Below are 12908 nucleotides of genomic sequence, written 5' to 3'. Positions count from 1 at the left end.
TGGGGAGCGGGGGTTCATCCTTCGGCGATAGTATCATTTTAAAGAACCCGCCTACGGCGATAATCTCCACTGGAGACTATCATGCCAGATGAGCCGTCCCTGGCTCACTGGCGGCAGTGTACATCCTTGTACACTGCCCCGTATTTGGGGTCGGTCGCTTAAACGGAAGTTTGCTTGGCTGCTTACGTAAAAACGTCGCGCTCTTGTGACACTGCGTCCTGGTCTGGGGACGGAGAACGGAGAGGGAGACGGCACATAGATGTGCACCGTCCTGTTTATGGGGTCGATTGGATAAGTTGGTTATTCTGTTAAGTTAGAGACGTCGGGGGCGCTTGAGACACTGCGTCCTGGTCTGAGGACGAAGAGGGAGACAGCACATTCATGTGCGCCTTCATGTTCAGGGGTTGGGGGGTGAGTTGGGGGATTGAGATTAATTCCAAACATATGATTACTGGAATCCGTATTTAGAAATAGATAGGGATTTTTTTATTTTGCCAGTATTTATGGGGCGGGTGAGTATTATTTTCTTGGTAAATAGCAAGCAAGCCCATAGTCATAATTCTAAAAATACCTAATACGACAGGATAAGTGAGTCTTCGCGGCAGGAAAAAGAAGGAATAAAGAGGAATTGAAGCAGACTAATGAGATAATGATTTGATAGAGGCAGGGGGCATGGGATGATGGAAGGGAAGCTTCGCTATGCTTGGTGGTCTGTGCTGGTTGGGTTGGTAATTCTGGCTATTTGGAAGCTTTTTCTTCCTCATGGCACCTATGCCTATGTTCAAAAAGCGGATTCAAGTCGTGAGATTATTGTTTATGTTGCGGGGGCGGTTGAAGAACCGGGACTTGTTCATTTAGCGCCTGATGCTCGTTTGGATGATGCTCTTAAGCAGGTTCAACTGTTGCCTGAGGCGAATTTAGAGAGTATGAATCCGGCTGAAAGGCTTAAGGATGGTCAAAAGATTACTGTTCCGCTTAAGCCTGTGGTTATTCCTCCTGATCCTGCTCTGGCTGGAAATTCAAGTGATCCTGGAGGGGTGGGTTCGGTGCCAGTTGTTTCTTCTGCACCGGTTGGTATTCCGGTGTCGGAGGGCGGAAAGATAAATATTAATACTGCTGGAGCGGCTGAACTGGACAAACTGTCTGGTGTTGGTCCGGCGTTAGCGGCGCGTATTATTCAATATCGGACTGAACATGGCCTTTTTGCTAAGGCTGAAGATTTACAGAATGTTTCTGGTATTGGTCCCAAGACTTTCGAGAAGATGGCGTCTCAAGTGACGGTTGGACCATGAGGGATCCTTGGATTATTCGAGCGGTGGCTCTCTTGGTGGGAGGTCTTTCTGGGGCTTACATTCCGGTACAAGGGCGTTTTTGGATTTTTGGGATTCTTATTCTGTTAGGGGTACGCCTACTTTTTTGGCGTCCTCGTGATTTTTTTGGGAGACTGTTTCGTCCGGAGATTCCATTGCTGGCAGCGAGTCTCCTGCTGGGCTTTGTTTATGGGGCACTTGCGGAGCGTTCTTTGCCGGAACCTCTTATTTTAGATCGTGTGGAAATTGTTGGTCTCATAAAGGATTGGAATGTTTCTAAGGATAAGGTTGTTGGCCTGATAAGCGTTGAGGAAGGTGAGGTTAAGGGGCAGTCTTATCGGTTAACTGTTTATCCGGATAGCTTGGGGCAGTTTTCTGGTGAGTGGAAACGGGTTCTGCCTGGAGATTATGTCAGTTTCAGGGCCCACTTGGAGAGGCCTAAGTCTCTTGGTACTCCAGGCGGGTTTGATTTGCGCCTTTATTATGGAGTTAGAGGGTTAAGCGGAAGTATGTATGCACAAGGGGATGCGGTGCTTCTCTCTGCGGGAGAGGCGAGTCTGCCTTGGAAGATTCGTCAGCAGGTACGAAACAGGCTTTTGGCTTGGGATTCGGAGGAGACGGGGGTATTAGAAGGGATCCTTTTTGGGGATTCAAGTCGTATACCCGAAGTGGTTCAAGAACGATATAAGGTGACTGGTGTGCTTCACGTTTTTGCTGCTTCAGGCTCTAATGTTGCTTTTGTGCTAGGGTTTTCTTGGTTGATTTTAGGCTTTTTACCGATGCGGATCAGGATTTTTGGCACGCTTTTGGGGTTGTTGCTTTATGCTGCGCTTTGTGGAGGAAATGCTCCGATTGTCAGGGCAACAATTTTGGGTAGTGCACTTTTACTTGGACGTTTGGGCCGGGGTAAAGTGGCTACCCTAAGATGGTTGTTTTTTGCTGCGGTGGGGCTTTTTATCTTTAACCCTTTAATTATTCGAGATCTGGGGTTTCAACTGTCATTTGCAGCCGCTTGGGGAATCGTTGTGTTGACTCCAAGAATTCTTGAGGGGAAGTTTTTTGCAAATATTCCGGGGTTGCTTCGATTTGCTTTTGCCTGTACCATAGCAGCGCAAGTCGCTACGTTTCCACTTCTAATTGCAGCGTTTCATCGTTTATCATTGATCGGTTTATTGGTGAATGTCTTTATTCTTTTTATCTTAGGTAGTGTATTGGAATTAGGACTTATAGGGGTAATCCTCTCTTTTTCCGGAGTGTTGTCTGCTCCTTTGTTTCAGGCGAGTTTATGGTTATTAAAAGGAACGAATATTATTTTAAAGATGTTGGCAGAATTACCGTATGCTGATGTCTGGGTTTTAAATCCGGGGGCCATTTTTTGGATCATTTGGTATGGTGGAATCGGAATTGTTTTGTGGGGAAAAGAGCGTGCTCTCTTTACTCTGAAAGTCAGATGGGTTTATCACCGCAGAGAATTAAGCATTATTGCCTCTAAGCTGATTGAGCGATGTCCCTGGGAACTTTGTCATACTATGCAACGAAGGCTAGTGAACTTCTCGTTTAGCCCCGTTGTTCTCAATCGGTTGTTGGTTCGTTGGGGTGGTATCTTACTTATTGTATTCTTGCTGTGGAGTCCTTGGAATGCACAAACTGATCTGGAAGTGGTCATGATTGATGTAGGGCAAGGAGATGCGATATTAATTCGAGGCCCTGAGAAACAGGCAGTTTTAATCGATGCCGGACCGCGAAGTGATACCTTCGATGCAGGGGAACGTATTGTTTTGCCTTATTTATTAAATAGAGGAATAGGGCACTTGGATGCTTTATTGATTACGCATGAACATGCGGATCATATTGGTGGAGTGCGGGCAGTGCTTGATAATATTCCTGCAGATTGGGTAGGGGTTCCTGCGGTAGGCGAGGGTCTGGAAAATGAGGAATGGCAAGAGGGGCTTCCCTTGGGGTTAACTAGCCAGTCAGAAAAACTGCGTATGCTTCAAGTGGGTGATCAAATTGATTTGGGCTCGGGGGTCTGGTTGGAGGTTTTGGGTCCGCATCAACTTCTCGAAGGGACACATTCAGATCCGAACAATAATTCTTTGGTGCTTAAGCTTAATTATCTAAGGCAAAGCGTTATGCTGACCGCTGATATGGAGCAAGAAGAAATGCAGGACATATATGAGACAGGGGTAAATGTAGAAACAGATATTTTTAAGGTGCCGCATCATGGAAGTAAGTTTTCCTTGTATACCCCTTGGTTAGACAGTATGTATCCCCAGGCTGTATGGATTTCAGTAGGGAAAAATTCCTTTGGGCATCCCTCTCAGGAAGTGTTGAAGTATTGGGAGGAACGTCATATTCCAGTTTTTCGGACGGATAATCACGGGACAATACAACTTTTACTAGGAGACAATGGGACTGAAATCATTCCTGGTCGTTAATAATAAAGATATTTATTTAGCTTAGATTGGGATTCCCATGTATAAAAAGGAAATACTGGGTAACAATAACAAGGAACATCTCTTTTCTCCTCCTCTTTCTTTTGCTCCTCCACTACCGTGGAGGGCTTTTTTTTTGTACTAGTCAGAAAGTATAACTTTCGTTAATACTGCAAGAAGGGCAATCCGTTGCGAAGACAGTGTCTTCGGGCGCAAGCCAAGTTTTCTTTATATAAAGGTCTTGGAGAGGGTTAAGGTTTCTTTACTTTCTAAAATGATCGCACAAATTATATTAACTATTTCGTGCGAATTTGGTATGCTGATATAGAGAAGTAATCTGTTGTGTTTTGAACAGGAGGCGTTTAAATGATTATCACTGCAACTGAATTTAAAACAAACATCGGGAAATACCTAACACTCGTTGCCAATGAAGAAATCATCATCACTAAGAACGGAAAGAGCATCGCAAAGCTTACCCATACGAACGAGGATAAGGTTGAGGTAGCAAAATCATTGTTTAGTATTCTCTCCGGTGATGCTTCTTTAGAACAGGCAAAAGAGGAGAGGTTGAGTAAGCATGAACATGAACGTATTGATTGATACCAATGTTATCCTTGATGCTCTGATCGGTCGTGCTCCTCACCATATTGCTGCTGAAAAGATTTTACTATTGGTTGCTGAGGATAAATTAAACGCAGCTATAACTGCAAGTTCTATTACCGATACTTACTATTTACTTCACAAGTATCTGCATGATGCGGATCAGGCAAAGCAAGTACTTTTGAAGCTTTTCAGACTTTTTGAGGTTCTTGATGTTACAGGAAGCGACTGCGAGAAAGCGCTCAGCATCCCTATGCGCGATTATGAAGATGCCTTGTTGGCGACTTGTGCCAAACGGAGGAAACTTGATCTAATTATTACCCGCAATCTAAAGGATTTTGCTGAGTCCCCGATTAAAGCGATTACTCCAGATGACCTTTTAGCTAAATTTTTTTAAAATAAAAAATTTATCGAGGAAAACCGCCTTGGACTATTGAATTCATACCCATTATAATAAGCGATAGAGGTGGTTTAAATGCGTGAAATTGAACGAATTAAGGAAATCATAGAGAAGGGAAAGATTCCGCCTGTTTATCTTTGGTATGGTGAGGATCGCTTTTTAATTAAGGAAGGGTTGAAAGTCCTTAAGTCGTTCTATTTCACGACGGATCCTTCTGGCAGCGGGATTGAAGTGGTTGACCCTAAAGAGTTGTCTCCGGCAGAGATTGTTGAGAGAGCAAATACGATGTCCTTCTTTGCCAACCGACTTGTGGTGGTTGACGATGCAACCTACTTTCAAGATGGGCAGACGGCAGATTTAGAGCCGTTTCTGGAATATTTTTCGAATCCTAATCCCTCTACCTGCCTTTTATTTATCGCTGAAAGTGTGCATAGAGGAAGAAAACTGTATAAAACTTTAGATCGGACTGGCGGGATATTGGAATTCTGTGCTCCGAAACGTCCGCAGGAGTGGCTCGCCTGGGTTCAGTCAGAATTAAAAATACGGGGAAAATCGATGGATAGTCAGGTGGCATCTCAGTTTATTGACTGGGCAGGGCATCAAACGGGTGTTTTAAGTCAAGAATTAGATAAACTCGTCATTTATGCAGGGGATCGCCCCAAGATAACGATGGAAGATGTTAAAAAGATTACAACCCGTACGATTGAGGCCAGTATTTTTAATCTTCTGGATGCGGTGGCAGTTCGCTCCTCAGCAAAGGCTATTCAGACTTTGCGTGAAGTGTTACGTGACGAACATCCTTTAAAGGTCCTAACGTTAATGGTTAGGCAAGTTCGACTTCTCCTTGGCTGTGATGCTCTTCGGAAACGAGGGGGAGATGTATCTGAGGTTCCTTCTGCGTTAGGGATTAAACCATATGAAGCCCAAAAGGTTTGGCAACAATCGCAAAGATTATCGACGAAACAACTGTCCAAAGGGCTGTTTGAGTGTTTGAACACAGATGTGGCTTTGAAATCAGGGGGCGGGGATTCGGGATTGTTATTGGAAATGATGATTGTTCGGTTTTGTGGGGAGGAAGAAGGCGACAGGATTGGAACGAGGTGAGGGGACTGTTTTTATCATTGATGCAAAGAGTGTCAAGTGGCATGAGTATGCGCGCAGTAGAAGAAAGGCACAAAAAAAAGAAGCGACAATTTGTCGCTTCTTTTTTGCAGGGATGTTTAGCCTACTTGGGCGAAATGCTTGCTGAATCTTCTCGTAAGACGGGACTTCTTGCGAGCAGCTAAGTTTTTATGAATCAAACCCTTGGAGGAGGCTTTATCCAAAGCACGAGCAGCCCTTTTCAAAGCGAGTGCTGCGGTTTCGGAATCCGTGCTGATTGCTTCGTCAAAACGGCGAATGATTGTCCGTAAAGCAGATTTCGCAGCAGCATTTTTAATCGTGCGAGCTTTTCCCAACTCAACTCTTTTGATTGCGGATTTAATGTTTGGCACTAATAGTCACCCCCTTTGGTTATTGATATTATTCGCATTGTTGCACAAACTATATTCTAACATCAGGGTCCGAAATTATCAAGGAAATTCAGGAAATTAATACAATGTAATAAAAAACGATTATTTTGTTTAAACTATACCTTGTATCAAATAAAACACAATTGAGTGTTAGTAAGAAAATAATTGGAGGGATTTGTAAATGATAGGAATGATCGTACGGTTTATTGTATCTGCTTTGGTTCTGCTTTTGGTGAGTTGGATTGTTCCGGGACTTCGTGTAGCTGGATTTACGGGAGCGCTTATCGCAGCTGCTGTGATTGCTATACTGGGTTATGTTATTGAAAGAATATTTGGAGATAAGATTACTCGTATGGGACGCGGTTCAATTGGGTTTCTCACCGCGGCTGTTGTAATTTACTTCAGTCAGTATCTTGTTCCTGGATCCATTTCAGTTTCTATTATTGGTGCCTTGTTAGCTTCACTAGTCATTGGAATTGTCGACAGTTTTGTTCCGACGACGCTTCGGTGAACATAATAATGCTGAGTTTCTTTAGAAAATAATATTTACAGGGTTCTACCTTGGACTTGTCCTTCATATTTCTTCAATAAGAGGAAGGGGGACAAGTCCTTTGTTACGGGAAGATTTTTATCATCGGCAAAAAAAGCACTTTAGAATTTGGACATTTAATGAATGGATGCGTGGGTTTATGCTGGGAGCTGTGAGTCTTCTAGTGATTTTAGGATTAGGTTATGCCTTACGCAGCGGAAGTTCCCACCAGTTTGTTCACTTTCTGACTCAACAATCTTTTCCCTTTGAAGCTATTTTGTTAGAAGGGGTTCCAGGCTTTTCTCAACCGGAACGGGATCGTATGGACTTAACTAGACATCAAGGCGCGGCAGTAAGCATGTTTTTATTGACAGGTGTAAATATTTCAGACCCTCGCACATTCTTTTTGGGATATTATTCTCATACTGCGCAAGGCCCGGTATGGTTAGGGTGGGCATATAACCCGGACGATCCTGAGTTTGAGGGTCCAATCTTAGAACCGATTAATGGACAGAACCCTAAAGGGAACGAGTCTCCTAATCCTTCTTCACCTGCGGTACCAGGTGATGGGAAAGTGGTCGTAGGAGTTTATAACACACACAATAGTGAAAGTTATGCGGGAAAAGGGGGCCCTGATCGGGTACAAGGGGAGAATGGAGATATAGTTACTGTAGGAGAGACATTAAAAAAGGCCCTTGAGAAAAATGGAATCGGTGCAGTACATGATGCGAAAATCCACGACGCAGTCGATTTTATGAAGGCATACAGTGAGTCTGTGAAGACAGCAACTCAATTGATTAAGGACTATCCTTCGATAAAGATATTATTGGATGTTCATCGAGATGGACTTCCACCGGGATTTTCTAAGTCAACGGTCAAAGTGAACGGTCAAGAAACCAGTAAAGTTTTATTTGTTATAGGGAAGAAAAATCCTCATTGGCAAAAGAATGAGGCTTTAGCTAAGGAATTGATGGCTATAGGGGAAAAGAAATATCCGGGGCTTTTTGCTTCGAATATTAGTTATGCAGCCGATGCGAGGTACAATCAACACCTTTCTGATGGTGGATTATTGCTCGAATTTGGGAGTCAGTATAATACATTAGATGAATCTAATAGGGCAGCGGAGGCTTTTGCGGAGGTCTTGGCTGAGTGGTTGGAGGAGGAAGTGTCTTAGCATCCTACGATGATAAGTGTTCGTTTGTGGGTCAGCGCCTTCGGCGATAGTGTCCACCGGAGACTATCGTACCGGAGACTTACGTGATCCATTTGCTATTCACTTGTTGCTCAGGCTAAACCGTAAAACTTCTGGGCTTTCTGCTTGCCTTCTAGATTGGAAAGGTTTCTCTTTTTTCGCATGGTGAAAAATGCTATAATTCGGATGGCAGAGTTAGCGATGGGGAGAAGAGGTTAATTCATTATGTCATCAACCAACCGAACACTTATGAAAGCGGCAGGGTTTCTTATGGCCGCTCAAATGGTTTCGCGCATTTTAGGTTTTTTGCGAGAATCATTAATGGCGGGTTTCTTTGGACAAAGTGGTGTCACTGATGCTTATAATACTGCTTTTGTTCTTCCAGATTTATTATATTGGCTTTTAGTAGGCGGAGTTTTGAGTGCCGCCTTTATTCCTGTCTTTTCAGAATTTATTGCTAAGGGTAATGAGGATGAGGGCTGGCGTGTGGTCAGTTCAGTTATTAATTTGATCTTACTTACTTTGGGAGTGCTTGTGCTTTTGGGGCTCTTCTTTACTCCCCAGTTTATTCGTCTGGTGGTGCCGGGTTTTGCACCTGAGAATATGGTTTTAGCGACTCATTTAACTAGAATTCTCTTGATTCAGCCCTTGTTCATGGCTCTAAGCGGGTTGACAATGGGGGTTTTGAATTCGTACAAGATTTTTTGGCCTTCAGCTTTGGGGACTGTGCTTTATAATGCATGTATTATCTTTTTTGGGACGATTTTAGCGAACCCGGAAAAACCTGAGAGCGTTTCGGGTTTTGCCTTTGGGGTGGTTGTTGGGGCTCTAGTAAGCTTTGCAGTTCAAATTCCGGCTTTGCGCAAGGTAGGGATACGGTATTATCCGATTATTGATTTGAACCATCCAGGTGTTCGTCTGATTGGGGCTTTAGCGGTACCTATTATTCTTAGTTATTCTCTCAACCAAATTCAGGTTGTTGTTAATAATAACTTTGGTTCGTTGCTCTTTCCGGGAAGTATCACTTCAGTCTGGTATTCCTACCGCCTATTTCAGTTGCCTGTGGGGATCTTTGCTTTAGCAATTGCTGTGGCGACCTTTCCGACGATGACTGAGCAAGCGGCACTGAAGCGGTGGGATGATTTCCGGCAAACATTGTCTAATGCTGTTCGCATGGTCATTTTCATAACCCTGCCGATTTCTGCAGGTATGATTGTTTTGCGTTTTCCCTTAATTAGGGTTTTGTTTGAGCATGGCCAGTTTACAGCGGATGACACATTCACAATGGCAATTCCTCTGTTTTACTTTTCAATAGGGATATCCTCGCAAGCTGTAATCCAGATTTTGCCGCGGGCTTTTTATGCCCTTCAAGATACTTGGACTCCTGTAGTATTGGGAATTATTGCAATGGTAGTTAACGTTTTAGCCATGTACATATTGATTGGTCCGTTAGCTCATGGGGGTTTAGCGTTTGCCACTACAATTGCTGCTTTTGTAAATATGTTGCTCTTGTTTTACCTGCTGCGCAAGAGGCTAAAGACAATGGATGGTTGGGCTATGTTTTGGACGAGTATAAAATCGTTAGTGGCTTCACTTTGTATGGCGGTTGTAATTTGGGTGTGGAGTGAATGGTTGACCCCGCTGGCGGGTGTCCGTACGTTAGGCTCATTACTCGTATTGGTAACTGGTACGGCGGTTGGGGGGGTAGTATTTGCTGGAATGGCAAAGCTTTTGAGAATGAATGAGTTTAACCAGGTCATGGGTTTAGTACGTCGGAAGATCGGAACACGTTAGAACACTTTCAGCCTTGGATCCGATAAGGGTTCTTGTACTAAGTGTTGTTTGTCATTAAGACAGACGAGGCTTTATTTTATAACCTACAAAGGAATTGGGTAGCATTAATGAAAATTGAAAGAACTAATTACAGGACTCAAGGGGCATGCCCTGTAAATTCCCTTCAATCAATACAAGCAAGTCTGCACCGCGTTGGTCGTCATGAAAAGCTATTTCACTATACTTGGTTGGCGTTACTTTTCAAAGCAATGTTTTTTTTAGGTTTAGTAAATAATGATGGGGTCCATTTTAGCTTTAGTAAAGCCTTTCAACTGTTTACCTATAAGCCTTTTTTTATGATCTATATTTCCTTTGAAGTTGCCTTGCTGAGCGTTGCTTTTTTGTTTAGGGGTAAGTTTCATTACTGGATGCTGGTGTTCTTCAACCTGCTATTGTCAGTTGTAATGGTCGTGGACTTAATGAACTTTAGGGCATTTGGCAATTTTTTTTCCGTTCATGCGTTTTCCCAAGCCACCAATTTGCACAATCTCTGGGAGAGCATTATTTCCATGGTTAGGCCGGTTGATTTAGTCTTTGTAATTGATATAATTTTGCTTCTGGTGGTTGGCTACAAAATTGCGCCCAGGTTTAAATCCGTCGTACGGAGTTTTCCAATCTTCTTAATGTTAATTCTTTCTTCCTCAGGTTATATTTTTGTCAATCATTTTATGCTCGACGTCTTAAAGATAAATGATAACTCTTTCTTGTTTAAGCGTTCTTGGTCATCCAACCAAACGATCTCTAATCTCTCGCCCTTCGGTTATCACCTCTACGATGCTTATAATTACTGGGAAGATTGCCAACCGCTGCTACTAAGTGTTGAGGATCAGCAACGAATCGAGGCCTGGTTTACAGATAAAAGAGAGAACCTTCCTGTGAACCACTACTCAAACAAGTTACAAGGGAAAAATCTAATAGTGATTCAAGTAGAATCCCTTGAAAACTTTGTGATTGGGAAGCGTGTTAATGACCAAGAGATTACGCCTAACTTGAATAGGTTGTTGAAGAACAGTCTGTACTTTTCTAGATTTTATGAGCAAGTATGGAATGGTACGAGTTCGGATGCTGACTTAATGATTAATACTTCGGTTTATCCGGTGCGCCAGGGGGCGACTTTCTTCCGGTTCCCAGGTAATACCTACAATTCGTTACCAAAAATTCTGGAAAACCAGGGTTATCAAACGTTGGCCATCCATCCCGATAAGGGGGGCTATTGGAATTGGCGTCAAGCTCTTACCGCGATTGGATTTCAACGGACAATTGATGAAAGCTATTTTGAAATGGACGAGTGGATTGGCTTAGGTATCAGTGACGGGAGCTACCTGAGGCAGGTAAGTTCGGTGATCAAGGCGGAAAAGCAACCCTTTTATACTTTTCTTGTTACGCTTACCAGTCATGCCCCGTTTAATTTACCGGCACAATATTGCGACTTGAACTTAAACCCTGTATTAGATCAATCTAAGTTGGGAGGATATTTTCAAAGCATTCATTATACGGATCAAAAAATAGGAGAGTTTATTGATCAATTGGATAGGGATGGATTATTGGAGAATACAGCCATCGTATTGTATGGCGATCATACGGGAGTGCATAAGTTTTATGATGATGAGATAAAGCAACTGCAGGACCCGGAAAGCTGGTGGCTTGAAGGGTATAATCAGATACCTCTGCTTATTTACGCGAAGGAGATCTTTGGAGAGGAAATAGAGACGATTGGTGGACAGATTGATATTATGCCAACCTTGGCTTATCTTATGGGGGTAGATCGTAAAGAGTATGAGGGCACGGCAATGGGGCGAAATCTCTTGAATACTAATAAGAACTTTACAGTTTTATCAAATGGACAAGTCGTCGGGAACTGTCTCTCAGATAAAGAGAGGGAGGATGCTATCCTCGGTTTAAAGATCGCGGATGAGATTATTCGGAGCAACTACTTGAATTTTTCAGATGACTGAACGTCTCTTGATAAGGGAGATTGAATTATTAAGTAAAATGGCGTCACGGGTTAATAGAGTACTAAAACATGATGTTTTTGATAGTATTACAACAGATTTGAGTTTTTTTGCTTGGTGACAAAGGGCGGAATTTCGAGTACTATATGGAATATCACTTAGTGATAGGGAATCGGCAATGGAGCCGTCAAGGTATCTTTAAAAGATACTTGGCGGCTTTTTTTAATTCTAGCTATTGCATAAGTTTAATAAGGATGATGCATCTATGACGACACCTTGCAATTCATAGAGTAAGAAGAGGAGGGGTAAACTTGAAAGTATCAGTACCTATGGAAAAAGTGAAACCTTCCTTAGAGCGGTCAGCCTTGCAGTTAGCTATGACAGAGACGAGGGAGGAAGAGGAGAAACTTAAGAAGTCTCTCTATGAATCGTTTGATCTACGTTGCGGTGTGACTGAACTTGGAGGAACTGTAGCGAATCTCCAACATACGGGTAAGCTTACAAATTCAGTGATGGCAACAGCATTTAATACTGGGGTCATTCCCAAGGAAGACCGAAAGATTCATGCTCTTATCCATGCTACGTTAGAAGCGAGCAACAGTATTTTTATTCATACCAACAGTAATGCTAGTTTCGCTCTTAAAATTGGGTTAACCACAGACACCGAGTGGATTGCGGTAGCGATTTATGGCCGTTCTTCCCTTCATCCTCTATTAGAACACGCACGTGTTGGATTAGGTGTAATGCATCTTTGATTAGAGAGAAAAGGTTAAGAGTTGGGACTGAAAGAGTCGGAGAGTTAAGTGAACTCGTTCAGCTAAAGTTGAACATCGAGACTTCGGTGGGGGAGTCTCTCGGAATTGATCAAAGTATAAGTATAGGGATCTTGAGAATATAGGCTAGGACAGAGTCAAAAAGCTTCAGATCGAAAGATACTAAGATAGGTAGATACCGAGATACCAGATAGCTAGATAGCTAGATATTAAGATACCAAGAATAAAGAATAAAGAATAAAGAATTTAGTGACAGAGTGAGAGTTAGAGTAAGTCTGAGAAGACTAAAGCGAATATTTATTCCCATAGTATAACTTCATAACCGGGCACCAAATCGAGCGTAGATTTGGAGCGGAAAAGTGTTTTAGAGAGC

11 protein-coding genes are annotated in these 12908 nt (G+C 42.8%); 10 read left to right on the top strand and 1 reads right to left on the bottom strand.

Features of this window, described 5'->3' with window-relative positions; genetic code table 11:
- Positions 1 to 680 precede the first annotated feature (680 nt).
- The 5 genes from M8E35_RS05900 (at position 681) to holA (ending at position 5849) form a co-directional block, all read left to right on the top strand.
- Complete coding sequence (locus tag M8E35_RS05900) at positions 681 to 1292, top strand: ComEA family DNA-binding protein (RefSeq protein ID WP_252468127.1); 612 nt, start codon at positions 681 to 683, stop codon at positions 1290 to 1292.
- Positions 1289 to 3748: a DNA internalization-related competence protein ComEC/Rec2 gene (locus M8E35_RS05895; protein WP_252467896.1), complete on the top strand. Its 2460-nt coding sequence runs from the start codon at positions 1289 to 1291 to the stop codon at positions 3746 to 3748. Before M8E35_RS05900 ends, M8E35_RS05895 begins: the two co-directional genes overlap by 4 nt.
- A 363-nt stretch (positions 3749 to 4111) precedes the next feature.
- Positions 4112 to 4345, top strand: coding sequence for a type II toxin-antitoxin system Phd/YefM family antitoxin (locus M8E35_RS05890; protein WP_252467895.1), 234 nt, complete (start codon positions 4112 to 4114; stop codon positions 4343 to 4345).
- On the top strand, positions 4323 to 4742 hold the full coding sequence (locus tag M8E35_RS05885; RefSeq protein ID WP_252467894.1) for a type II toxin-antitoxin system VapC family toxin: 420 nt from the start codon (positions 4323 to 4325) through the stop codon (positions 4740 to 4742). The genes M8E35_RS05890 and M8E35_RS05885 overlap by 23 nt, the downstream gene beginning before the upstream one ends.
- A 78-nt stretch (positions 4743 to 4820) precedes the next feature.
- Positions 4821 to 5849 (top strand): DNA polymerase III subunit delta, encoded by a 1029-nt coding sequence (gene holA / locus M8E35_RS05880; RefSeq protein WP_252467893.1) that lies wholly within the window; start codon positions 4821 to 4823, stop codon positions 5847 to 5849.
- 116 nt (positions 5850 to 5965) lie between these two features.
- Here holA and rpsT read toward each other — a convergent pair whose 3' ends face one another.
- On the bottom strand, positions 5966 to 6238 hold the full coding sequence (gene rpsT, locus M8E35_RS05875; protein ID WP_252467892.1) for a 30S ribosomal protein S20: 273 nt from the start codon (positions 6236 to 6238) through the stop codon (positions 5966 to 5968).
- Positions 6239 to 6437: 199 nt separating this feature from the next.
- Between rpsT and M8E35_RS05870 the strand changes: the two genes are divergently transcribed.
- From M8E35_RS05870 to M8E35_RS05850, 5 genes are all read left to right on the top strand, one after another.
- Positions 6438 to 6767 carry a phage holin family protein gene (locus M8E35_RS05870; RefSeq protein ID WP_073028695.1) on the top strand — a complete coding sequence of 110 codons (330 nt, stop codon included), beginning with the start codon at positions 6438 to 6440 and terminating at the stop codon, positions 6765 to 6767.
- A 100-nt stretch (positions 6768 to 6867) separates the two neighbouring features.
- Positions 6868 to 7959, top strand: a complete 1092-nt coding sequence (gene spoIIP, locus M8E35_RS05865) for a stage II sporulation protein P (protein WP_252467891.1) — start codon at positions 6868 to 6870, stop codon at positions 7957 to 7959.
- Positions 7960 to 8202: 243 nt separating this feature from the next.
- A complete protein-coding gene (gene murJ / locus M8E35_RS05860) occupies positions 8203 to 9771 on the top strand; it encodes a murein biosynthesis integral membrane protein MurJ (RefSeq protein WP_252467890.1) in 1569 nt (522 codons plus the stop codon).
- Between the two features lie 107 nt (positions 9772 to 9878).
- Positions 9879 to 11765, top strand: coding sequence for an LTA synthase family protein (locus M8E35_RS05855; protein WP_252467889.1), 1887 nt, complete (start codon positions 9879 to 9881; stop codon positions 11763 to 11765).
- Positions 11766 to 12091: 326 nt separating this feature from the next.
- On the top strand, positions 12092 to 12517 hold the full coding sequence (locus M8E35_RS05850; RefSeq protein WP_373887424.1) for a HutP family protein: 426 nt from the start codon (positions 12092 to 12094) through the stop codon (positions 12515 to 12517).
- Positions 12518 to 12908: the final 391 nt, after the last annotated feature.

This window comes from Desulfosporosinus nitroreducens, assembly GCF_023897015.1.
GTDB classification, from domain to species: Bacteria; Bacillota; Desulfitobacteriia; order Desulfitobacteriales; family Desulfitobacteriaceae; genus Desulfosporosinus; species Desulfosporosinus nitroreducens.
The sequence above is the reverse complement of the archived record's forward strand: the minus strand, read 5'-3'. Positions and strand labels throughout refer to the sequence as shown.